The 22117-nt window shown below is 30.8% G+C and carries 23 protein-coding genes and 1 tRNA gene; 17 read left to right on the forward strand and 7 right to left on the reverse strand.

The window, feature by feature from the left end; genetic code table 11:
* Window position 1 precedes the first annotated feature (1 nt).
* Window positions 2-991, reverse strand: a complete 990-nt coding sequence (gene nadA, locus ACTTA4_RS05365) for a quinolinate synthase NadA (RefSeq protein ID WP_440633847.1) — start codon at window positions 989-991, stop codon at window positions 2-4.
* A gap of 55 nt (window positions 992-1046) precedes the next feature.
* On the opposite strand from nadA, the gene ACTTA4_RS05370 reads away from it, so the two are divergent.
* Window positions 1047-1132 (forward strand) — tRNA-Leu (locus tag ACTTA4_RS05370).
* Between the two features lie 10 nt (window positions 1133-1142).
* On the opposite strand, the gene ygfZ is transcribed toward ACTTA4_RS05370, so the two are convergent.
* Entirely contained in the window at window positions 1143-2030 is an 888-nt protein-coding gene (ygfZ, locus tag ACTTA4_RS05375) for a CAF17-like 4Fe-4S cluster assembly/insertion protein YgfZ (protein ID WP_440633848.1), read from the reverse strand.
* A 43-nt stretch (window positions 2031-2073) separates the two neighbouring features.
* Between ygfZ and ACTTA4_RS05380 the strand changes: the two genes are divergently transcribed.
* Window positions 2074-3381, forward strand: coding sequence for a dihydroorotase (locus tag ACTTA4_RS05380; protein ID WP_440633849.1), 1308 nt, complete (start codon window positions 2074-2076; stop codon window positions 3379-3381).
* On the opposite strand, the gene ACTTA4_RS05385 is transcribed toward ACTTA4_RS05380, so the two are convergent.
* Together ACTTA4_RS05385 and ACTTA4_RS05390 are read right to left on the reverse strand one after the other, a co-directional pair.
* Entirely contained in the window at window positions 3374-3706 is a 333-nt protein-coding gene (locus ACTTA4_RS05385) for a DMT family transporter (protein WP_440633850.1), read from the reverse strand. The genes ACTTA4_RS05380 and ACTTA4_RS05385 overlap by 8 nt on opposite strands.
* A complete protein-coding gene (locus tag ACTTA4_RS05390) occupies window positions 3699-5600 on the reverse strand; it encodes a propionyl-CoA synthetase (RefSeq protein ID WP_440633851.1) in 1902 nt (633 codons plus the stop codon). The genes ACTTA4_RS05385 and ACTTA4_RS05390 overlap by 8 nt, the downstream gene beginning before the upstream one ends.
* Window positions 5601-5813: 213 nt before the next feature.
* On the opposite strand from ACTTA4_RS05390, the gene ACTTA4_RS05395 reads away from it, so the two are divergent.
* The 5 genes from ACTTA4_RS05395 (at window position 5814) to ACTTA4_RS05415 (ending at window position 9707) form a co-directional block, all read left to right on the forward strand.
* The gene (locus ACTTA4_RS05395) at window positions 5814-6581 is read left to right on the forward strand and encodes a bacteriorhodopsin-like (RefSeq protein WP_440613895.1); all 768 of its coding nucleotides are present in this window, start codon (window positions 5814-5816) and stop codon (window positions 6579-6581) included.
* A gap of 103 nt (window positions 6582-6684) precedes the next feature.
* Window positions 6685-7686, forward strand: a complete 1002-nt coding sequence (locus ACTTA4_RS05400) for a fatty acid desaturase (RefSeq protein ID WP_440633852.1) — start codon at window positions 6685-6687, stop codon at window positions 7684-7686.
* 60 nt (window positions 7687-7746) lie between these two features.
* On the forward strand, window positions 7747-8067 hold the full coding sequence (locus ACTTA4_RS05405; protein WP_440633853.1) for a 2Fe-2S iron-sulfur cluster-binding protein: 321 nt from the start codon (window positions 7747-7749) through the stop codon (window positions 8065-8067).
* The gene (locus ACTTA4_RS05410) at window positions 8068-9084 is read left to right on the forward strand and encodes an NAD(P)/FAD-dependent oxidoreductase (protein ID WP_440633854.1); all 1017 of its coding nucleotides are present in this window, start codon (window positions 8068-8070) and stop codon (window positions 9082-9084) included.
* Window positions 9081-9707: a glutathione S-transferase family protein gene (locus ACTTA4_RS05415; protein ID WP_440633855.1), complete on the forward strand. Its 627-nt coding sequence runs from the start codon at window positions 9081-9083 to the stop codon at window positions 9705-9707. The genes ACTTA4_RS05410 and ACTTA4_RS05415 overlap by 4 nt, the downstream gene beginning before the upstream one ends.
* Here ACTTA4_RS05415 and ACTTA4_RS05420 read toward each other — a convergent pair whose 3' ends face one another.
* A complete protein-coding gene (locus ACTTA4_RS05420; protein WP_440633856.1) occupies window positions 9708-10223 on the reverse strand; it encodes a TraR/DksA family transcriptional regulator in 516 nt (171 codons plus the stop codon).
* A gap of 79 nt (window positions 10224-10302) precedes the next feature.
* Here ACTTA4_RS05420 and ACTTA4_RS05425 point away from each other — a divergent pair, with 79 nt between their 5' ends.
* From ACTTA4_RS05425 to ACTTA4_RS05450, 6 genes are all read left to right on the forward strand, one after another.
* Window positions 10303-11622, forward strand: coding sequence for a glycosyltransferase family 39 protein (locus ACTTA4_RS05425; protein ID WP_440633857.1), 1320 nt, complete (start codon window positions 10303-10305; stop codon window positions 11620-11622).
* Between the two features lie 3 nt (window positions 11623-11625).
* Complete coding sequence (locus ACTTA4_RS05430; protein ID WP_440633858.1) at window positions 11626-12495, forward strand: glycosyltransferase; 870 nt, start codon at window positions 11626-11628, stop codon at window positions 12493-12495.
* 2 nt (window positions 12496-12497) lie between these two features.
* The gene (locus tag ACTTA4_RS05435) at window positions 12498-13943 is read left to right on the forward strand and encodes a DUF1800 family protein (protein WP_440633859.1); all 1446 of its coding nucleotides are present in this window, start codon (window positions 12498-12500) and stop codon (window positions 13941-13943) included.
* Complete coding sequence (locus ACTTA4_RS05440) at window positions 13940-15112, forward strand: DUF1501 domain-containing protein (protein WP_440633860.1); 1173 nt, start codon at window positions 13940-13942, stop codon at window positions 15110-15112. Before ACTTA4_RS05435 ends, ACTTA4_RS05440 begins: the two co-directional genes overlap by 4 nt.
* A 68-nt stretch (window positions 15113-15180) precedes the next feature.
* Complete coding sequence (locus ACTTA4_RS05445) at window positions 15181-16215, forward strand: GMP reductase (protein ID WP_440633861.1); 1035 nt, start codon at window positions 15181-15183, stop codon at window positions 16213-16215.
* Window positions 16196-17221 carry a hypothetical protein gene (locus tag ACTTA4_RS05450; protein ID WP_440633862.1) on the forward strand — a complete coding sequence of 342 codons (1026 nt, stop codon included), beginning with the start codon at window positions 16196-16198 and terminating at the stop codon, window positions 17219-17221. The genes ACTTA4_RS05445 and ACTTA4_RS05450 overlap by 20 nt, the downstream gene beginning before the upstream one ends.
* On the opposite strand, the gene ACTTA4_RS05455 is transcribed toward ACTTA4_RS05450, so the two are convergent.
* Both ACTTA4_RS05455 and ACTTA4_RS05460 read right to left on the reverse strand, forming a co-directional pair.
* On the reverse strand, window positions 17218-18495 hold the full coding sequence (locus ACTTA4_RS05455) for a Y-family DNA polymerase (protein WP_440633863.1): 1278 nt from the start codon (window positions 18493-18495) through the stop codon (window positions 17218-17220). The genes ACTTA4_RS05450 and ACTTA4_RS05455 overlap by 4 nt on opposite strands.
* A complete protein-coding gene (locus tag ACTTA4_RS05460; RefSeq protein WP_075506508.1) occupies window positions 18473-18868 on the reverse strand; it encodes a LexA family protein in 396 nt (131 codons plus the stop codon). Before ACTTA4_RS05460 ends, ACTTA4_RS05455 begins: the two co-directional genes overlap by 23 nt.
* A gap of 188 nt (window positions 18869-19056) precedes the next feature.
* Here ACTTA4_RS05460 and ACTTA4_RS05465 point away from each other — a divergent pair, with 188 nt between their 5' ends.
* Genes ACTTA4_RS05465 through ACTTA4_RS05480 form a run of 4 tightly spaced genes read left to right on the forward strand, consistent with a single transcriptional unit; the run spans window position 19057 to window position 22048 of the window.
* Entirely contained in the window at window positions 19057-19440 is a 384-nt protein-coding gene (locus tag ACTTA4_RS05465; RefSeq protein WP_440633864.1) for a VOC family protein, read from the forward strand.
* A gap of 13 nt (window positions 19441-19453) precedes the next feature.
* Complete coding sequence (locus ACTTA4_RS05470) at window positions 19454-19819, forward strand: GFA family protein (protein ID WP_440633865.1); 366 nt, start codon at window positions 19454-19456, stop codon at window positions 19817-19819.
* A complete protein-coding gene (locus tag ACTTA4_RS05475; RefSeq protein WP_440633866.1) occupies window positions 19785-20753 on the forward strand; it encodes a uridine kinase in 969 nt (322 codons plus the stop codon). The genes ACTTA4_RS05470 and ACTTA4_RS05475 overlap by 35 nt, the downstream gene beginning before the upstream one ends.
* Window positions 20750-22048 carry a TolC family protein gene (locus tag ACTTA4_RS05480; protein ID WP_440633867.1) on the forward strand — a complete coding sequence of 433 codons (1299 nt, stop codon included), beginning with the start codon at window positions 20750-20752 and terminating at the stop codon, window positions 22046-22048. Before ACTTA4_RS05475 ends, ACTTA4_RS05480 begins: the two co-directional genes overlap by 4 nt.
* Window positions 22049-22117: the final 69 nt, after the last annotated feature.

Below are 22117 nucleotides of genomic sequence, written 5' to 3' on the forward strand. Positions count from 1 at the left end.
ATTATCTGCCAATAGCTGCCATTCTCTCTACAGATATTCTCGCTTTTTCTATTGTTTCTTTGTCCATAATAATTTCGCCAGTTTCATTTTCCAAACAATCTAAAATTTTAGGTAAAGTAATTTTTTTCATATGTGGACACATATTGCATGGTTTAACAAAATCTACATTTGGATTTTCTATTTGAATGTTGTCACTCATTGAACATTCAGTAACCATCATTACTTTTTTTGGTTGATTGTCTTTTACATATTTAATCATTCCAGAAGTGGATCCTGCAAAATCACTAGCTTCGATTACATCTGGTGGACACTCTGGATGAGCAATAATTTTTATTCCAGGGTTGTTTTTTCTAATATCTTCAATTTCTTTTTTATTAAATTGGTCGTGTACTATACAAATTCCTTTCCAGGATATAATTTCTACATCAGTTTGAGATGCAACGTACTTTGCAAGGTAATCGTCAGGTAAAAATATAACTTTTTTTACTCCAAGAGATTTAACAATTTTTACTGCATTTGCTGATGTACAACAAACATCTGTTTCAGCTTTTACTTCAGCTGAAGTATTTACGTATGATACTACTGGAACACCTGGGTATTTCTCTTTTAGTAATCTCACATCCTTACCAGTAATTGAGGATGATAAAGAACATCCCGCTTCCATATCAGGTAAAATTACTTTTTTATTAGGGCTCATTAATTTTGCTGTTTCAGCCATAAAGTGAACTCCTGCCATTAGAATTATGTCTGCTGAAGTTTTTGATGCTTCTATAGCTAGCGCAAGTGAGTCTGCAGAGAAATCAGCAACACCATGATAAATTTCTGGTGTTTGATAGTTGTGAGCTAAAATAACTGCGTTCTTTTCTTTTTTTAATTTATTAATTTTATGTATGTACGGTGCGTGCACTGACCACTCTATTTCAGGCATGACCTTTGAAATCTTTTGGTAAATTGGATCTGTTGCTTTACGTACTTCTTGTGTAAATTCCATGAAGTTTTTTACCAATTTGAAACATACTTGTCATTCATTTATTATGAGACATATCGCGGTCGTGCTGAAATTGGTAGACAGGCACGGTTGAGGGCCGTGTGGACTAAGTCCATGAGAGTTCGAGTCTCTCCGACCGCACCAAATTTCAATTTTAACTAATCCATTCAGGTTTTTTTATACTTATTGAAGCTTCTTTAGTTTTAAATTCAAGTTTTTCATCAAAGTTTTCATCTAAAAATTTAATTAAAGCAAAGGGGTAATCATTATCTATTAACACTTTACCTATTTCATTTTCATTATTAAAAATACTTTCTCCTTCATTTAATTTTCCTTCAATAATCTTGATAGGCATCAATCTTTTCGAAAGTTTATTTTTTAATTTGATTCTAGCTGTATTTTCTTGGCCAACATAACAGCCTTTTTTGAAATCAATTCCATTCAATTCTTCAAAATTACATTCAATACCAAATAATTTATCCTGTAATTTGTTCAAATCTTTTGGAACTATTCCAAGACTATGACTTAATGAATAATATTCCCCAATATTAGCATCATGAAGATCTAGTTTTTTTAAAGATAAATATAGTTTTTCTAAATTAATAATTAATCTAGCACCCAAATTCTTATTTCTTGGATCTAAAAATATTGGATCTTCTCTATATTTAATTGTGCATCCAGGTTGATCTTTTACTCCATCAAAAGTTAAGAATTTTTCATGAGAAAATGCTGCTACAACAAATTCATTACTTAAATTAAGAATTTCAACTTTCGATCTTAACTTATATAGGGATAATTGTTTGAATAATTCTTCTGCCTGTGGTTTTTCGCAATCCAAAATATATCCAGACTTGTGTTTTACGATTATAAATTCGTATAAAAATTTCCCTTGGGGTGTAAGTAAAGAACTAAAACAACTATTTACATCGCTTACTTTGTTTATATCGTTACTAATAAGATTTTGAAGAAACTCTTTTGCATCTTCTCCGTTAATATAAAGAATTGCTCTATCTTCTAAAATGTAAACGTTTTTTATATTCATAATTGATTAATTATTGATTGTAATATAATAACAATTTCTCAAAATGTTAGATCTTATAATTAAAAACGGACAATGTTACATCGATGGTGAATTAAAAGGTATTGATGTTGCAATAAAAGATAGAAAAATTCAAAAGATTGGTCAAATTTCAGATCAAGCAAAAGAGACAATCAATGCTGAAGGTCAAACAGTTTTACCTGGTTGTATAGATACCCAAACACATTTTAGAGAACCTGGATCAATTGATACTGAAGATCTTCATTCAGGGAGTAGGGCAGCAATAGCAGGGGGGATAACTAGTGTATTTGAGATGCCAAACACTAATCCTCCAACTTCAAACATGAAAGAGTTTCAAAGAAAACTAGATCTCGCTAAAAATAGAATGTATTGCAATTACGCTTTTTACTTTGGCGCAACTGCCGATAATGCAGATGATTTAGCTAGCTTAAAAGATTTGGAGGGTTGTTGTGGAATTAAGTTATTTGCAGGATCTTCCACAGGAAATTTATTGGTTGCCGAAGAAGACGATATAGATAAAGTTTTTCAAAACGCTTCAAAAGTTGTTGCAGTTCATTCTGAAGATGAAGCGATATTAAAAATTAATAAAAAATTAATTAAAGATGGAGATGTTCACACACATCCAATATGGAGAAGTGCAGAGTGCGCAATAGCATCCACAAGAAGAATTGTAAGAATTGCAGAAAAACATAATAAAAAAGCACATGTTCTTCATATAACAACCAAAGAAGAAATTGATTTTCTATCTCAGCATAAGGGAAACATTACTTTTGAGATAACTCCTCAGCATTTAACTCTTTATGCTCCAGATTGTTATGACAAACTTGGAACATATGCTCAAATGAATCCACCATTAAGGAATAAATCTCATTATGATAGATTGTGGTACGGGGTCAGAAACAACTTCAATGATACCATTGGATCAGATCATGCGCCTCATTTAAAAGAAAATAAAGATAAAGTTTACCCAAATACTCCATCAGGGATGCCAGGTGTTCAAACTTTAATGCCAGTAATGTTAAATCACATTAATGATGGAAAGCTTAGTTTAAATCAATTGATGAACTTCGTTTGTGAAAATCCAGTTAAAATTTTTGGAATTAAAAATAAAGGTTTTATTAAAGAAGGGTATGATGCTGATTTTACAATTGTTGATATGAACAAAACAATCGAAATCAAAAATGAAAATATTGAGAGCAAATGTAAATGGTCTCCATTTGATGGATTTAAATTTAAAGGAACACCCACCCATACTATCATTGCAGGAAAAATTAAAATGCAAGATGGGAAAATTTTAGGAGACCCAGAAGGGGCTCCTTTACAATTTAGTTAAGCTTAACAGTAAAACTATTTACTAGAATTACTCCTACTACAATTAAAAATAATCCTAATGTTGCTTGCCAAGCTAAGGTTTGTTTAAAAAATATATACCCTAGTATGGCAATTGTAAAAATTCCCAAACCACTCCATGTTGCATAAACAATTGCAATTGGAAGTTTGTTTACAACAAAAGTTAATAAATAAAATGCACAAAGATAAAAAATTGATAAAGCAACTGTAGGTATAACTTTGGTAAAGTTTTGAGAAACTGGTAGTAACATTGTTCCAGCAACTTCACAAAAAATTGCAGCAATTAAAAATATATAAGTTTTAATCATTATTTAAAATTTTATGACTTACTAAATCTTCTTTAATTTCGTTTAGTATTGCTGGATCATCGATTGTTGGTGGAATTTTATAATCAACACCATCCGCAATTTTTCTTATTGTTCCTCTTAAAATTTTTCCTGATCTTGTTTTTGGTAATCTTTTTATAACTATAACCGTCTTAAATGCAGCAACAGGGCCAATTTTATCTCTAACCATTTGCACACATTCTTTTGAGATAGTTTCATTATCTTTTTCAACACCTGATTTTAAAACTACTAAACCTATTGGTAATTGACCTTTTAATTTGTCTGCAATTCCAAGTACAGCACATTCAGCTACTGATTGATGTTCAGATAAAACTTCTTCAATTGCACCAGTTGATAATCTGTGACCAGCAACATTGATAATGTCATCAGTTCTAGACATGATCCAAATGTATCCATCATCATCAATGTGACCTGCATCATATGTTTGATAATAACCTTCATAATTGGTCATATAGTTTTCTTTGTATCTTTGATCAGCATTCCAAAGAGTAGGAAATGTTCCAGGAGGCAAAGGTAATTTTACAACAATATCTCCCATTTCATTTGGCTTAGCTAATGATTGATCTGGTTTAATAATTTTAACGTCATATCCAGGAACAGCTTTGCAAGCTGAGCCATATTTGGTCTCCATCATTTCAATTCCAGTACAATTTGAACTGATTGCCCAACTAGTCTCAGTTTGCCACCAGTGGTCAATTACTGGAACCTTTAATAAATTCTCTGCCCACTTGATAGTATCTGGATCTGCTCTTTCTCCAGCAAGGAATAAACTTTCAAAACTAGACAAATCATATTTTGAGAAAAATTTACCCTCTGGATCTTCTTTTTTAATAGCTCTAAATGCAGTTGGCGCAGTGAATAATGATTTTACTTTATAATCTGAAATGATTTTCCAAAAAGCACCAGCATCTGGAGTTCCAACAGGCTTCCCTTCAAATAATACTGTGGTGCATCCTTTGAACAGAGGAGCATAAACAATATAAGAGTGCCCGACAATCCAACCAATATCACTAGCCGACCACCAAATATCATCAGTATCAATATTATAGATATTCTTCATGGTCCATTTTAGAGCAACGATATGGCCACCCGTATCTCTTACAATTCCTTTTGGCGTTCCAGTTGTTCCAGATGTGTAAAGAATGTACGCAAACTCATTTGAATTCATCTCAACACAATCAGCATCTTTTGGATTTGAGACTGCTTCTTCCCAACTAATCTCTGTTGGAGCATTTAGCTTGACTTCATTTCCTGGTCTTTGAAACAAAATCATCTTTTCAATTTTATGATTAGCTATTTTTATAGCCTCATCTACTAGAGGCTTGTATTCAACTGTTCTTCCAGGTTCAAAACCACATGAAGCAGTTACTAATAACTTTGCTTTACTATCATCTATTCTGCTTGCAAGTTCATTTGAGGCAAACCCACCAAAAACAACTGAGTGTATGGCTCCAATTCTTGCACAAGCAAGCATAGCAATCACTGCCTCAGGGATCATTGGCATGTAAATAATTACCCTGTCTCCTTTAATTACACCTTGTTGTTTTAAAGCACCTGCAAATCTTGATACTTTTGCTCTAAGTTCCTCATAAGTGAACTTCGATTTGTTGCCTGTAATAGGACTATCGTAGATTAAAGCTGTTTTTTGTCCTCTTCCTTGATCAATATGAACGTCCAAAGCATTATAACAAGTGTTAGTAACACCATCTTCGAACCATTTATAGAAAGGAGGATTGGATTTGTTTAAAATTTTTGTTGGTTTTTTAAACCAAAAGATATCTTCACTTGCTTCTTGCCAAAATTTTTCAGGATTTTTTATGGAATTTTCGTAAATACTTTGAAATTTTTCTGACATGTTAATTTGATTCGATTTTTGTTATTTTTTTGGTTTTTAACTTATAAATTGTATTTAATTTTAAAAATTCAGTAAAATCAATGCAAATTAATGACAATTAAGTCTTCATAAAACTAATTTAATTTGCTATTTAACCCCAACTTTGGCTTAGGGTTACTTAAGTCTAGTTTATATAAACTAAATAAATAAAAACTAACGAAGAGGGAGTTTTTTATGAAAAAACTTAAATTGTTTGCTCTTACAGTTGTTGCTCTTATGGGCGTAACTGGTGTTGCAAACGCTGAAACAGCTATGCTGGCTCAAGACGATTTCGTAGGTATCTCGTTTTGGTTAGTATCTATGGCTTGTTTAGCTGCTACTGTATTCTTTTTCTTAGAAAGAAGTTCAGTTCCAGCTGGATGGAGAGTTTCAATGACAGTTGCTGGTCTAGTAACTGGTATTGCATTCGTACACTACATGTACATGAGAGATGTATGGATCGCTACTGGTGACTCACCAACTGTATACAGATACATTGACTGGTTAATTACAGTGCCACTATTGATGTTAGAATTCTATTTTGTTCTATCAGCAGTAAACAAATCAGACTCTGGAATTTTCTGGAGACTAATGATTGGTACATTAGTAATGCTAGTAGGTGGATACTTAGGAGAAGCTGGATACATCAACGCTACACTTGGTTTCATAATCGGTATGGCTGGTTGGGTATACATCTTATATGAAGTATTCTCTGGTGAAGCAGGTAAGAGAGCAGCAAAAAGTGGTAACAAAGCACTTGTAACTGCTTTTGGTGCAATGAGAATGATCGTTACTGTAGGTTGGGCGATCTACCCATTAGGTTACATTTTTGGTTACCTAACAGGTGGTGTAGATGCTAACTCACTAAACGTGATTTACAACGCAGCTGACTTCTTGAACAAGATCGCTTTCGGTCTGATCATTTGGGCAGCAGCTATGCAACAACCTGGTAGAGCTAAGTAGTAGTTTTACTTAAAATTTAAAAAAGGGCAGGTACAATTTTGTACTTGCCCTTTTTTTTTGCCTTATGTAAAATTATGTATAGTTATTATACATATTTTTTATTATGGATGTAAAATTAGAAAAATGGCACAAATGCCAAGTTGATATTGAGGTTCTTAAAGAGCTTTCAAAAAAATCTGATATCAAAGGTCTTCAACATGTTTCAGTTTTTTTTGGGTTATTATTAGTAACAGGAATTATGGCCTACGTAACTTGGGGTACTTGGTGGTCTGCTTTTTGGTTTTTAGTTTATGGAAACATTTATGGTTTTTCAAATCCATTGTGGCATGAGACAGGTCATAAAACTGCGTTTAAATCGAAATCTTTAAATGAATTCTTTTACTACATCTCTTCTTATCTTTCTAATTTTGAACCATTAAGATGGAGATACACACACTTTGTTCATCATGGAAATACATATTCAACAGAAAATCCGTTTGATCATGAAATTGAATATGGAAATAATTTAAAAGAAACTCCAAAAAATTTAATAATGAATTTAATTCCTTTTATGGAACTTGTTTATTTTAAAAAAAGTATTGCTTATGAAATTATTCAACATGCATTTGGTGTAAAAACAAAAGTTATGCAAGACTGTATTCCTGAAAATGCACAATCAAAAGTAATTTTTAATTCTAGAATTTTTGTTGGAATTTGGATTGCAATTATTTTGTGGTCTTTAATTGCATCATCTTGGTTACCAGTTTTGTTTTTTTTATTACCAAAATTTTATGGAAGAACTTTACACAAACTTGTTTCTTTTACTCAACATGCAGGTTTAGCTAGAAATATTAAAGATCACAGATACACAACAAGAGAAATGTATTTAAATCCTATTTTAAGTTTTTTATATTGGAAAATGGAATATCATGTAACACATCACATGTTTCCAACAGTTCCATCTTATAACTTAGATAAACTTCATCATCACATTAAAGATCAATTACCAAGAACAAATGATGGCTTGATTGATGCTTATAAAGAAATTTTACCAGCTATAATAAAACAAACTGAAGACACTAGCTACTTTTTTAAAAAGGAAGTACCAGAACCTCAGAACGCATAAATATTGCTAAGTATGTTTTTACTTACTTGCTCATTTTAGATAAAAACCTATATATAACGCATGGCAAAAATTACTTACCACACCCACGACAGCAAAACTCACACCATTGATGTTCAAAATGGATTAACCGTAATGGAAGGTGCAGTTCAAAATGATATTCCAGGAATTGACGCTGACTGTGGAGGTGGCATGGCATGTGCTACTTGCCATGTGTATGTAAAAGAAGATTGGTTAAATAAACTTCCAACTAAAGAAGACGGTGAAGAAGATATGTTGGATATGGCATATGAACCAAAACAAAATAGTAGACTAAGTTGTCAATTAATAGTTTCAAATGAATTAGATGGATTAGAAGTTACTATTCCAGAAAAGCAAGCTTAGATGAATAAAACAGATGTGTTAATTATTGGAGCAGGACCAACTGGTTTATTCTGTGCTCATCAACTTGGAATTATAGGACTTCAATGTGAAATAGTAGACAATCTCGATAAAGCAGGTGGCCAGTGTATAGAACTTTATCCTGATAAACCTATTTATGATATTCCGGCTGTCCCAGAATGTACCGGTGAAGAATTAACAAATAATCTTCTTCAGCAGATAAAACCGTTTAATATTAAATTTCATCTAAATGAAAGAGTTGAGGAACTAAAAAAAGTTGAAAATCGTTGGCATGTCAAAACAAGTGGAAACCAAAAGTTCGATGTAGCAGCAATTATTATTGCAGGTGGAGTTGGCTCTTTTGAGCCCAGAAAATTTCCAGTAAAAGAATGTGAAAAATTTGAAGGGTCCTCATTATTTTATTCAATTAAAGATAAAACAATTTTTAAAGATAAAACTATCTCAATTTTTGGTGGAGGAGACTCTGCTCTAGATTGGGCAATCGAATTATCAAATAATTCAAAAGTAAATTTAATTCATAGACGTGATGGATTTAGTGGAGCTGAATCTAGTGTTCAAAAAGTAAAAGAATTAAACGATCAGGGAAAATTAAATTTGTACACAAAATATCAAATGGATTCTGTTAGTGGAGATAATCAAATTAGCACTGTGAAAATAAAACATGATGAAGGAGAAATTAATGAATTACAATCCGATTATGTTCTTGGTTTTTTTGGTTTAATTATGCAGCTTGGACCTATTTTAAATTGGGGATTGAATATCAATAAAAAAACTGTCGAAGTAAATACAGAAAATTTTGAAACAAATGTTGATAGTATATTTGCTATAGGTGATATTTGTTCTTACCCAGGTAAATTAAAATTAATTCTTTCAGGTTTTCACGAAGGAGCTCTTGCTGCAAGAGGTTGCTTTAAGTATGCAAGACCAGATGAAAAGTTAAGATTTGAATTCTCTACTACATCAAAAGCTGCTCAAGAGAGACTTGGTGTAAAAAAATGATAGAATTATTTTCTGCTAATACTCCAAATGGTTGGAAAATTAGTATTATGCTAGAAGAAATTGGTTATGAATATAAAGTAACTAAGATTGATATAGGAAACGACGAACAATTTAATCCAGATTTTTTAAAGATAAGTCCATTTGGTAAAATTCCTGTAATTATTGATAATGAAAACAATAAAAGTATTTTCGAATCTGGTGCAATATTGATTTACTTAGGTGACAAAAGTGGAAAGTTTTATAATGAAAAAGATCGATTAGTGATTAATCAATGGTTGATGGCTCAAATGGGAACTATTGGTCCAATGATTGGTCAGCATCATCAATTTCATCATTATAATCCTGGAAAAAGTGAATTTGGTGAACAAAGATATTTCAAAATTGCTAAAAGAATTTATGGGGAATTAGATACTAGATTAAAAAATTCTAAATTTTTAGCTGGAGATAATTATACCATTGCTGATATTGCAACATGGCCATGGTTAGCAAGACATGAGTGGCATGATATTGGATTAAAAAATTATAAAAACTTATCTAGATGGTATCAAGAAATTTCTGAACGTGAGGCTGTTATAAAAGGATATGCTTTTATGGATAAAGAGGCAAAAATTCCACAACCTTAATTAGTCATCTGCATGAACTTTTTCATCTTTTTCATGCTTTTCTTGTGCAGCGATTGTGTATTTAGCAACAGGTCTTGCCATTAATCTTTTTAATCCAATCGGTTCAGCTGTATCTAAACAATACCCATAAGTATCGTCCATAATTCTTCTTAAAGCTTTGTCGATTTCAGAAATTAATTTAATTTGTCTATTAATTGCTTTCATCTCTACATTTTTATCGATGTATGAACTTGCCTGATCCACAAGATCAGCAGAAATATTATTGTCATCCATACTTCCATTGTAAAGAGCCTCATTGTTTGCTTTAATTAATTCTTTCTTCCATTCATTTAATCTCATTCTAAAAAATACTTTATGTTTTTCGCACATATATTTTTCAGTTTCTTTTGGAACGTAAGTTTTTGAAATTTTTATAGGGGCTTTTTTAGCTGGTGAGGTCGTAGTTTTCTTTGACTTAGTTGCAACTTTAGCTTTTGGTTTAGAAACTTTTTTTTTTGCTTTAGCAGTCTTTGGCATAGCGTAATTTTGAATGGTCGGAGTATATTCAGCAAAATATGGGTGTCAAGCAAGCTGAATTGTTATAAATATTTATATAATGAGCATTAATAACAAAAATATAGATAATCTTTTTTATATTTTTGTAACATCCCATTTAATCTTTTGGACTTTGATTCCAACTCTAACAAATCACAATTTACCTTTAGATACAATTGAGGCTTTAGCTTGGGGAAGCAATTTAGATTGGGGTTTTAATAAGCATCCTCCTATGAGTGCTTTTTTTCCAGAAGTTTTTTTTAAAATATTTGGTTCACAGGACTGGGCTTATTATTTGTTAAGTCAAATTTTTGTAATTATTTCATTTTATTTTATATTTAAACTTTCTACCGAAATTTTTAAAAATAAATTTCTTGGTTTAATTTCAGTTTTATTTATTGAAACGATTTATTTTTATAATTTTACTACACCTGAGTTTAACGTAAATGTATGCCAGTTACCTTTTTGGTCTTTAACAGCATATTATTCTTGGAAAATTTATAGTGAAAAAAATATTAAATTTTGGGACTGCTTTTTGTTAGGTTTATTTGCAGCATTTGGATTTTTATCAAAATATTTATTCGTTTACTTATTAGTTTCTATTGCTTTTTTATTCATTTATTTAATTATTAAAAAAGAAAGAAAGTTTGATTTTAAATATTTAATTACAATAGAAGTTTTTATAGTTGCCTTAGTTCCTCACTTAATTTGGTTAAATAATAATGAATTTATTACAATTACTTATGGACTTGCAAGAACTGGTTTAGAAGAATCAAGTTTTATTGATCACATCAAATTTCCATTAATTTTTTTAGGAAAACAAATTGGTATATTAATTCCATTTATAATTTTAACATTGTTATTGATCAAAAAACTTAAATTCAAATTAAATTTCAAAGATAAAAATTTATTATTTTTGTTAGCAATAAATATCTTGCCAATTGCACTGATGTTTTTAACTTCATTGATAACAGGATCAAAAATTCGAACAATGTGGATGACACCATACTATTTGTTCTTCGGAACATTGGTTGTTTATTTGTTTCAATCTCAAATAAATTTAAAAAAACTAAAACTTTTTATGGTTGGATTTCTATTCTTTTTCTTTTTATCACCTGTTCTATACGCTTATGTTTCAGTATTGAAAGATGATAAAAGAACAGATTATCCAGGAAAAGAAATTGCTATGAAAACTCAATATGCTTGGGACCAACAATTTAACTCTAAGATCAATGTTGTTCTAGGAAATGAATGGAATGCAGGCAATTTATCTTATCACCTTAAATCTAGGCCAGTTTGGGAGGGTGTAGTTCAAAGAGAGAAACTTGATCAATTGAAAGATTATATGTGTCTTGATAGTATCTGTGTTGGATCAAGATAATTTATGAAATATGTAATTTTAGTTCCTGTTTATAATGATCGCGAGTCTTTGAAGTTGTTAATTGAAAATATTAACCATGAGATAAAAGATTTAAATTCTGAAATATCATTAATCGTAATTAATGATGCCTCTTCACAACAAATCATTGATGAATATCCATATATTGAAAACTTTAACTCAATTGAAATTATACACATGAAAGAAAACAGAGGTCATGCAAGATGTATTGCTTCTGGTTTGAAATATATCTATGAAAAAAAGGAGTTTGATTATGTAATTCCTATGGATGGAGATGGCGAGGATAGACCTGAAGAAATTAAAAATTTTATTGAATTATCAAAGGAAGTTGGAGACAGATCTATAGTTGGTGAAAGGGTTAAAAGATCAGAAAGTATGCTCTTTAAACTATGTTACCAATTTCATAAATTTTTAACTTTAGCTTTTACTGGGCAATCTATTAAATTTGGTAATTTTACATGTCTTTCAAAAGTAACTGTTAAAAAAATGTTAGATGAAAAATCAACTTGGAATAGTTTTTCAGGATCATTAAAAAAAATTGAAAAAGATTTAATTTCTTCTCCATCAATTAGGGGCAAAAGATATTTTGGTCCATCTCAAATGAGTTTCTTTAAACTATTAAAACATTCTCTTTCAATAATAAGTGTTTTTAGAAAAACAGTTTTAATTCGTTCAGCTTTATTTATTGTTTTTTATATTTTGTTAATTAAAAGTAATGCGTCAATTGTTACCTCATTACCTTTAGTTTTGTTATTAATAATGATTTATTCAATTTCCAGTTTAGCTTTAAGAGAAAATATTGAAGAGTTTAATAATTCCTTAACAAATATCCATGATATTGATAAAATAAAATAATAATGAAAAACTTTTTTAGAAAAGTTGCATTTGGTTTAAAGCCCGATGAAAAAGAGCCATCAGATCCACTGACTTGGGCTCAAAAACAAGTGGAAACTATTCCAGAATATAATTGGAAGGGTAAGCATATATACTCTGAAAAGGAGATGAGAAAGTATTGGATTACTTTTAGAGTTGAGGAAAACACTACTTTAAGAAAAAAATACAAAAATGATCCTGAGGGTTTAAGAAAAGCTGAGCATCAATTAGAAAACGATGTAGGAAAAGATTTTTGGCCAAACAATGAAATTTGTATTAGACATGCCGAAGCTCTAAGAAGTAAAAACCCAGTTTTAGCAAAACTTTGGTATTTTTGGGGTAATCATTTTACAATTAGTGACACTCAAACTTTGTCGTCTTTTTCGACTGGTTCTTATCAAAGAGACTTTCTAAGAGCTAATATGGATAAAACATTTGAGACAATGGTTACAGAGGCAACACTTGCATGGCCAATGATTATGCATCTTGATAATAAAGAAAATGTTGGCCCCAAGTCAGAAAGCGCAAAGCAAGAATGGAGAAGAAGAGAAAAAGAACCAGCAACATTAAATGAAAATCATGCAAGAGAATTAATGGAGCTCCATACTATTTCTCCAGATGGAGGATATACACAAGAAGATGTAATTGAACTTGCAAAAATAATGACAGGATGGCGTCCTAAGTGGAGCAAAAAAAAAGATAATGGAAGTGATGTCAGATTTGATCCAGAAAGACATGAACCAGGAAAAAAATTAGTTTTAGGTAAAGAATATAAAAAAGGACCAAAGAGTTTAAAGATTGCAATTAAAGACTTAGCAAACCACCCAGCTTGTAGAAAATTTATTGCAACAAAGCTTTGTAGATACTTAATTACTGACTACCCTACACCTGAAATGATTGCTCCAGTTATAAAAGCATGGGAACAATCAGATGGTTTTCTTCCTGAAGTTCACAAAGCTGCTATTAAAGTTGCTTTTGAATATAATGACAAGTATCGGAAATTTCAAAACCCAGAAAATTGGTGGCTAACGACAATTAATATGTCTGGCTCAACAGATAAATATCCTGTTAGTGAATACATAATGAACCAATTCGTGTTTGGTTTTAAACCAGTGAATGACATGAGATTTCCAAGTTGGTTATTAGAAGATATAGGATGTCACCCTTATAGACAAAAACAACCAAATGGATATTCAGATTTAGAAAAAGATTGGCTATCTACAGAGTTAGTGATCAGAAGATTAATGTACGCTAAAAAAGCTTTCCATCAGTATAAAATAAAAGATCAAATTGATGATACTATACACGAAAGAATTATTCGTACTAATTTTGATAATCCTGATAAAATTTTAAAAATTGTTTCAAAGGCTAGAACAAACGAAGAAAAACATATGATATTATTTAATTTACCGGAGGTATTAAAAGCATGAAGATTTCAAGAAGAGATTTTTTAAAAGGTTCAGCAGCAACTACTTTGTTTTTAGCAGGTTTTAATCTGCCTGTGTTGGCATCTTCATCTAGAAAAAAAAATCTAGTTGTTATCATGTTGAGAGGTGGAATGGATGGACTTTGTGCAGTACCGGTAATAGGAGATAAAAATTTCGAAAAAAGAAGAAAAAAAATATTAATTGAAAATCCTATTAAATTAGATTCAGATTTTGCACTCCATCCAAAGTTAAACGCTTTTTACCAATGTTGGAAAGAAAATACTGGAGCAATTGTACATGCAACAAGTATTCCATACACAGCAAGATCACATTTTGAAGGTCAAAATTTGATGGAGTCTGGAGGTAAAGTTCCTTACCAAGAAAAAACTGGATGGGTTGGTAGAGCCATGAAACTTGCTAAATTACAAGGCGATGGTTTGGCGCTATCGTTGCCTATGCCTCTTCTTTTAAGAGGGGTTCCTAAAAATAATAATTATTTTCCATCAGATGGAAGCCTACCAAGAGAAGAAACGTTAGATTTATTAAAATCAGTATACGCAGATAGTTCTGAAGAAGAGTTAATGGACATGATGAATTTCATAAAAAAACGAAAAAATGAAGACATGATGTCAGGGTATTCAAGAGGCTGGGATAAAAGAAAAAATAATAATCTTTCAAAACAAGCTGCCGCTTATTTAAGAAAACCAAATGGACCAAGAGTGGCTGTATTTGAGGTTAATGGTTTTGATACACATGCAGCACAAGGTGGAGTGAACGGTACTCACACAAAATGTCTAGTTGAAATGGATGACATTATTAAAAATTTAAAAACTGAGCTTAAAGATGCCTACAAAGATACTTTAATATTAACAGTCACTGAATTTGGAAGAACGATTAAACAAAATGGTGGCAATGGAACGGAGCATGGTTATGGAACCGCAATATTTATGGCTGGTGGATTAATTAAGAAAAGCCAAGTTCACGCTGATTGGCCAGGATTGAAAAGAAAAGAGCTTTTTGATGGTAGAGATTTAAATGTTACAATTGATGCCCGATCTATTTATGCTTCTGCTATGTCATCAGTTTTTGATTTAGAATTTGAAAGAATTCAAAAAGATGTTTTTTGGGGTGATAAGCTGGACAACTTATCTGATAAGCTTTTTAAAGCTTAATTAAAAACTTATCCACAGGCTACAATTTGAATTGAAATAGTATTTTAGAAATAATAGCATTTTAATTAATGAGAATAGAAGAAGAGCTTAAACTAGATTACTCTGATGTCTTGTTTAGACCTAAGAGAAGTACATTAAAAAGCCGTAAAGACGTTAATCTACTTAGAACATACAGATTTAAATACAGCAAAAATGAATGGTCAGGAATTCCTATTATGGCAGCCAACATGGATGGTGTTGGTGAACTAAGTATTGCAGAAAAATTAAATGATCATCAAATGATTACATGTTTAACAAAACAACATGATGTAAAAAAAATAAAACAAAACAAAAATATTAAAAAAATCTATCCTAATATTGCACTTAGCGTTGGTATTAAAAAAGAAGACTTTCAAAACTTAGATAAGGTTTTAAAGGAATTTAGTTTTTTCAAATTTATTTGTATTGATGTTGCAAATGGTTACTCAGAGCATTTCACAAATTTTATCAAATCAGTAAGAGAAAAATACCCAACTAAAACTATTATTGCAGGAAATGTTGTAACAGCAGATATGACACAAGAATTAGTTCTAAGTGGTGCAGATATTGTAAAAGTTGGAATAGGACCCGGAAGTGTTTGTACAACTAGAATTCAAACTGGAGTAGGGTATCCACAATTAAGCGCAGTAATTGAATGTGCTGATGCAGCTCACGGTCTTGGCGCGCATGTCATTGCTGATGGAGGATGCACATGTCCAGGTGATGTTGCAAAAGGTTTTGGAGGTGGTGCAGATTTTGTAATGTTAGGTGGAATGTTAGCGGGTCATGATGAAGGAAAAGGAAAAATAGTAAAAGTAAATGGCTCTAAATACATTGAGTTTTATGGATCCAGTTCAGAAGTTGCTAATAAAAAACATTATGGTGGATTAGCAGACTACAGAAGTAGTGAAGGAAGAAAAGTTAGAGTTAAGTATAGAGGTAAAATAAATGATACTGTTTTAAATATTCTAGGTGGTGTTAGAAGTAGCTGTACTTATGTAGGAGCGCCATCACTGAAACAATTAAGCAAATGTACAACTTTTGTCAGAGTTTCTAGTCAATTTAATGATACTTTTGTTAAATAAAAAATTATTAGTAATTTTATTATCATTTTTATTTTTAACTAACTTTGCAAATTCCGAATCTAGATTTGGTGAATTAACCGAAATGCGTGATGAAAAAATGAGAGGTAAAGATGGTCAATGGGTAAGACCACATCCAGGACCTTTTATTTGGAACCACATTGAAAGTGAAAAAGGAAAGTTCTTTTGGGAAGACGCTGATCAATACGTTGTTTATGCACAAGATCATAATCAAACAATTTTAGCAACCATTTGGCCTCATGCCAATTGGGATCAAAAATCTTGCAAAAGAAAAAAAGCAAAAAGCCCTTTTGGAAAACGTTTTACTAAATATTTAAGTAAACCTTGTTCAATGGATGATTATAAAAATTTTCTAACAAAATTAGTTGATCGTTATGATGGTGATGGCTCAAATGATATGCCTGGATTAACTAAACCAATAAAATATTGGGATGTGATGAATGAGCCAGAGTTTAAAATGTTCTTTAAAGGTAGTAAGGAAGATTTTATTGAAATCTTCAACTTCTCATCAAAAGTAATTAAAGAAAAACAACCAGATGCAGTTATCGTTATGGCTGGAGCCGCAGGAATGTTTCCAAAAAATAAAAAATATTGGAAATCAGTTTTGCCAGAAATAAAAGATCATTTTGATATAGCAAATATCCATCACATAAGTGGTCCAGACGGACAATGTGATAAAGAGCTTTGGGTAGATGAGTTTGCTGAACTATTAAAAAGTGTCGATGTTGACAAACCTATTTGGTTAACAGAAGCAATGACTTGTGGTCCTCCCATAAAAGCTTGGGTAAATGCCTTTTTAAATGGGGCAGAAATTATTATTGATGTTGGTGTGAATGCTCCAGGAGCAAAAATTAGTAAAAAAAATAGAAAAAAATTAAATGAATTTATCGCTGAATACGATGGTTTTACATCAATTAAATCTCTTTCAAATGATCAAGTAGAGTTTTCTTATGCTAATGGATCCAAAAAGACTCTCAATCTAAATTAAGCCCTAATCGTTGGTAAACAATAAAAATCAGCAGTATCAATTTTAGAAGAATACTGCCTTCTCATATTCCATTTTTTGTGAACCCCAGCGCTCGCAACACTTAAAGTAGATCTTCCATATCGATGATTAGTATTATCAATTGATCTCATTAAGCTATTTATCTTTTCATCTTTTTCAGAAGTAAATAAATTTGTTTTATCACTAGCATTCGATAATCCTGTAAGCATCACACCTGCTTTTTGATAACGATAACCATTTTTAAATATGCTCTCAAGGATTGAAACTGCTGTTTTAACTGTTTCAATACTATTGTTTGTTGCAATAGGAAAATCAACTGTCTTAGCATTTGAATAATAACCAAAGTTTCTATGAAAAGGGCTTGTTCTCACAAATACAGTAATTGCTTTTGCAACTAAAGATTCTGATCTGATTTTTTCAGATGCATTTAAACAATAGTTTGCAACTGCTTCTTTTAATTCTTGAAAAGTTTCAATTCTTTTTCCAAATGATCTTGAAACTACACAACTCTTTCTTTTGGTAGCAGTTGTTTCTAAATCAATACAAGGAATTCCTCTAAGCTCCATTGCTGTTCTTGAGCTTAAAACATTGGAACTTTTCTTTATCCATGTATTAGATTTATTTTTAAGTTGCTTCGCATTATAAATTCCATGCTTTTGATAAAATTTAGTAAGTTGTCTACCAACACCCCAGACATCATTAATTTCAACTTTTTCTAAAATAGGATCTAAATTATCTATTCCAATTAAACTTGTTACTCCAGATTGTTTTTTCTTTGCAATATGATTTGCAATTTTACTTAATGTTTTTGTTTTTGCGATCCCAATACTTGTTGGAATACCAGTCCATTGTAAAACTGTTTCTCTAATTTCTTTTCCAACTTTTTCTACATCCTGATCTTTAAAATTTGATAAATCTAAAAAAGCCTCATCAATTGAATACACTTCTATTTCAGAATTAAATCTTTTAAGAGTTCGCATCACCCTTCTAGATAAATCTCCATACAAAGAATAGTTTGATGAAAAAACATTTACATTATTTTTAACAATAATATCTTTTGCTTTAAAGTAAGGTTCGCCCATTTTAATTCCTAAAGCTTTTGCTTCATTCGATCTTGAAATGATACAGCCATCATTATTAGATAAAACAACAACAGGTTTTTTTCTTATTTTGGGATTGAATAATCTTTCACAAGAAACATAAAAAGAATTACAATCAACGAGTGCTATTTTTTTAGTATACTGAGTGGATGACATAAGTAACTACTCCCCAAATAAAAACATCTTGCTCTTCATTAATTAAAATTCTGTCAGAAAATTCTTTAGAGCCAGAGGTTAAAAATTTTTTATCTCTTTCTTGAACTAAAGTTTTAACCACAAGCTCATCATGAACATTTGCAATCACAGTTGAAAAGTTTTTTGGTTTTAAACTTTTATCAACGACCAATAAATCTCCATCATTAATGCCAACATCAACCATGGATTTACCTTGAACTCTGATTATGAAAGTTGCTGGAACATTTCTTATTAAATGCATGTTTAGATCGATATCTTCTTCGATATAATCTGTTGCAGGAGAAGGAAAACCAGCGCCTGCTTTATGTAGATAATATGGGATTGTTAGTTTCATGTTCTTGTTTTGTTCTACTTTATAGACTATTTATGGAATACACTCAATAGGTTGTATTTTGAGTCTGTAACTGAATCAAAAGTGAATCAAAACGTGAACATCCAATCCACATATTGTGGACTTGTGGATAACTTCAACCATAGATAGTTTAAGTTGGTTATTTAAATATATAAATTCTGAGTTTGATTATGAATGTTTTAGATTTTGTCATGGTTGGTTCTAATGATCATCAAAAATCAGGTGACTTTTATGATGCTGTTTTTGAACCTTTAAAATTAAAAAGAATTTTAAAAACAGAAAAGTATTTGGGTTATGCTCATTCAAGTGATCCAGATAAAGTTCAATTTTATGTAACTCATCCTGTAAATGGTAAGCCCGCAACTTTTGGAAATGGTTCACAAACTACTTTGTTGGCAGACACTAAAGAAGCAGTGGATAAATTTTATGAAGTTGCAATTTCAAAAGGAGCGATAGATGAAGGTGGACCAGGTGTTAGAAAAGATGGAAATTATTATGCATACGTTCGAGATTTAGAGGGAAATAAGATTGCAGCCAAATGTATTTTAATTTAAATTAAGGAGATATATGAAATTAAGTTGTCATTGTGGATCTGTAGAAGCTGAAATTAATTCTACAGTTAATGAATTAGCAAAAATAGTTAGATGTAATTGTTCAATTTGCAAAAGAAAAAATGCAACAATGGGTATGGTTAAAAATGAAGATTTTAAACTTACCAAAGGTGAAGATAAAATAAAACTTTATCAATACCATACAAAAGTTGCTAAACATTATTTTTGCACTGAATGTGGAATTTACACTCATCATAATCCAAGAAGTGCACCAGCTATGACTGGATTTAATTTAGGTTGTGTCGATGAAGTTAAAGCTGAAGATATAAAAGAGATAGCTCAATTTGATGGTCTCAACCATCCAATGGATCAAGAAAAATAAAAGTTTAATGCAATCAACTGCTGAGTGTTTTAAAAAAGTTAAAAGTGATTGTCTAAAATTTATTAAATCACAAGAAACCTCAAAAGAAAAATTTAGCAACAAAGATAAGATGTTAAAATCTTTTCTAATACCAGTGTGTTTTTGGATTGCAAAAAAAGCAAATAATAAAAAACCTTACTTTGTTGGCTTAGCTGGAGGACAGGGGACTGGTAAGACAACAATAAGTTCAATTATAAAAATTATTTTAGAAAAATATTTTAAATTAAAAGTATTCAAAATTTCTATTGATGATTTTTATAAAACTAGAAAAGAGAGATTTATTTTATCTAATAAAGTTCATCCTATGTTGATGACAAGAGGAGTGCCTGGAACACATGATGTAAAAATTATGTTGGATTTCTTTAAAAAATCAAAAAACAAAAACTTTAAATCAATAAAGTTACCAAGTTTTAATAAGGCAGTAGACGATAGGTCGCCTAAAAAAAATTGGTACAATATTAAAGAGCAGCCAGATGTAATTATATTTGAGGGTTGGTGTGTTGGTGCAAGAGCGGAAATAAACAAAACTCTTAAAAAACCAATTAATTCACTTGAAAGAACTAAAGATCAAAAATTTATTTGGAGAAAATATGTAAATGAGCAATTAAAGACGAAATACAAAAAACTATATTCTCAGTTAAATTGTCTGATTTATTTAAAAGCAAAAAATTTTAGTTTGCTTCAAAAATGGAGACTAAAACAAGAGCATAAGTTGTGGTTAAATACTAAAAATAAATCTAGTCACAAAATAATGAGCAAAGGAGATGTTATAAACTTTATGCAAACTTACCAAAGAATTACACAGAACATGTTTAAATTTGCACCAAAATATTCTACAATTATCTTAAATTTAAATAGCAACCATCAAATTAAGACAATAAAATATAATAAATGAAAAAGTTTTTAATAATTATCTTTTGTGCATTAGTTTTTCCGTTGAGTGCATTTTCAGCAACTTTAAAAGAAGCACTAAAACAAACTTTTGATAATAACCTGGAGCTTCAAGCAGAGAGAAAAAATTTAGAGATCCAACAAGAGGTAATTAATATGTCTAGAAGTGATTTATTGCCTAACTTAACTCTTACTGGTAAAAAAAATTTTGAGGAAACAAATGAAATTACTACACAGTCTGGTGCAGATGCATCAGTTACAGATGTAAACACAGGATCAGCTTCAATTAAACTTGAACAAACATTACTTGATGGAAGCGGAAGAAAAACGGAATATGAGAAAAGTAAGTTAGGATTAAACCTATCAGAAGCAAAATTAATACAAAAAGAACAAGAAATATTCTTAAGAGCTATTGAAGCATACACAGGATTAATTTTAGCTTATGAAAAATTAAATATTAATGAAGAAAATGTAAACTTACTCCAAAGACAATTTGAATTAGATAATGCAAGATTAAGTAGGGGGCAAATTACAGCTTCTGATTTAGCACAATCACAATCTTCTCTTGCTGGCGCACAAGCAGGATATATTGAAGCCCAAAATAATATAGTAACGAGCAGATTAAATTATGAAAATGTAATTGGTGCTATTGCTGAAGAAGATAAATTGAAAAAAATATATAACGCTCAAGTTACAATCCCTAAAAATTTAAATGAAGCTAAAAAAATATCTTTAGAAAAAAGTCCAGAGTTAATTATTGCAGAGATTGAATACGGTCAATCAGAACTTGATGTAAAAATTGCAAGATCTGATCTTTCACCAACAGCAAAAATCTCATTAGAGAGAACTTATACTGATGATTTAAGTTCAACTTATGATGAAAGAGAAAAAGATGTCTTACAAGCAACAGTATCTTGGCCTTTTCAATTTGGTGGAAAAAATAAATCTAACGTAACAAAAAATCTTCAAGCTAAAGGTATGAAAAGATTATTATTGGAGAATGCACAAAAAAATAATACCCAGTCAGTGACCTCTTCTTGGTCAACTTTGCAGTCTTCAAGAAGTTTTTTGCAAGCTGTGCAATCACAAGTTAAAGCTTCAGAAGTTGCGACTGAAGGAATTAGCTTTGAATATGAAAGTGGATCTGGAAGATCTACTTTTGATGTCCTTCAATCTAGATCAAACTTGATAAATGCAAAAATTAATCTTGCTGAAGCTGAAAGAAGTTATTTGTTAGCTCAATACAGAGTTTTAAAATCAGTAGGACTTTTAAATAGCGACTATTTAAATCTTAAGTAATTCAATCTTTTTTACCCAGTAAAAACAAAGATCTTGCTAATGAGAACAAAATGTGTACATTTAAATCAT

Source organism: Candidatus Pelagibacter sp. HIMB1485 (assembly GCF_052048055.1).
Taxonomy (GTDB): domain Bacteria; phylum Pseudomonadota; class Alphaproteobacteria; order Pelagibacterales; family Pelagibacteraceae; genus Pelagibacter.

Coding starts and splice junctions, on each gene's coding strand:
- nadA (WP_440633847.1), bottom strand. CDS start 991: ATGGAATTTACACAAGAAGTACGTAAAGCAACAGATCCAATTTACCAA.
- ygfZ (WP_440633848.1), bottom strand. CDS start 2,030: ATGAATATAAAAAACGTTTACATTTTAGAAGATAGAGCAATTCTTTAT.
- ACTTA4_RS05380 (WP_440633849.1), top strand. CDS start 2,074: ATGTTAGATCTTATAATTAAAAACGGACAATGTTACATCGATGGTGAA.
- ACTTA4_RS05385 (WP_440633850.1), bottom strand. CDS start 3,706: ATGATTAAAACTTATATATTTTTAATTGCTGCAATTTTTTGTGAAGTT.
- ACTTA4_RS05390 (WP_440633851.1), bottom strand. CDS start 5,600: ATGTCAGAAAAATTTCAAAGTATTTACGAAAATTCCATAAAAAATCCT.
- ACTTA4_RS05395 (WP_440613895.1), top strand. CDS start 5,814: ATGAAAAAACTTAAATTGTTTGCTCTTACAGTTGTTGCTCTTATGGGC.
- ACTTA4_RS05400 (WP_440633852.1), top strand. CDS start 6,685: ATGGATGTAAAATTAGAAAAATGGCACAAATGCCAAGTTGATATTGAG.
- ACTTA4_RS05405 (WP_440633853.1), top strand. CDS start 7,747: ATGGCAAAAATTACTTACCACACCCACGACAGCAAAACTCACACCATT.
- ACTTA4_RS05410 (WP_440633854.1), top strand. CDS start 8,068: ATGAATAAAACAGATGTGTTAATTATTGGAGCAGGACCAACTGGTTTA.
- ACTTA4_RS05415 (WP_440633855.1), top strand. CDS start 9,081: ATGATAGAATTATTTTCTGCTAATACTCCAAATGGTTGGAAAATTAGT.
- ACTTA4_RS05420 (WP_440633856.1), bottom strand. CDS start 10,223: ATGCCAAAGACTGCTAAAGCAAAAAAAAAAGTTTCTAAACCAAAAGCT.
- ACTTA4_RS05425 (WP_440633857.1), top strand. CDS start 10,303: ATGAGCATTAATAACAAAAATATAGATAATCTTTTTTATATTTTTGTA.
- ACTTA4_RS05430 (WP_440633858.1), top strand. CDS start 11,626: ATGAAATATGTAATTTTAGTTCCTGTTTATAATGATCGCGAGTCTTTG.
- ACTTA4_RS05435 (WP_440633859.1), top strand. CDS start 12,498: ATGAAAAACTTTTTTAGAAAAGTTGCATTTGGTTTAAAGCCCGATGAA.
- ACTTA4_RS05440 (WP_440633860.1), top strand. CDS start 13,940: ATGAAGATTTCAAGAAGAGATTTTTTAAAAGGTTCAGCAGCAACTACT.
- ACTTA4_RS05445 (WP_440633861.1), top strand. CDS start 15,181: ATGAGAATAGAAGAAGAGCTTAAACTAGATTACTCTGATGTCTTGTTT.
- ACTTA4_RS05450 (WP_440633862.1), top strand. CDS start 16,196: ATGATACTTTTGTTAAATAAAAAATTATTAGTAATTTTATTATCATTT.
- ACTTA4_RS05455 (WP_440633863.1), bottom strand. CDS start 18,495: ATGTCATCCACTCAGTATACTAAAAAAATAGCACTCGTTGATTGTAAT.
- ACTTA4_RS05460 (WP_075506508.1), bottom strand. CDS start 18,868: ATGAAACTAACAATCCCATATTATCTACATAAAGCAGGCGCTGGTTTT.
- ACTTA4_RS05465 (WP_440633864.1), top strand. CDS start 19,057: ATGAATGTTTTAGATTTTGTCATGGTTGGTTCTAATGATCATCAAAAA.
- ACTTA4_RS05470 (WP_440633865.1), top strand. CDS start 19,454: ATGAAATTAAGTTGTCATTGTGGATCTGTAGAAGCTGAAATTAATTCT.
- ACTTA4_RS05475 (WP_440633866.1), top strand. CDS start 19,785: ATGGTCTCAACCATCCAATGGATCAAGAAAAATAAAAGTTTAATGCAA.
- ACTTA4_RS05480 (WP_440633867.1), top strand. CDS start 20,750: ATGAAAAAGTTTTTAATAATTATCTTTTGTGCATTAGTTTTTCCGTTG.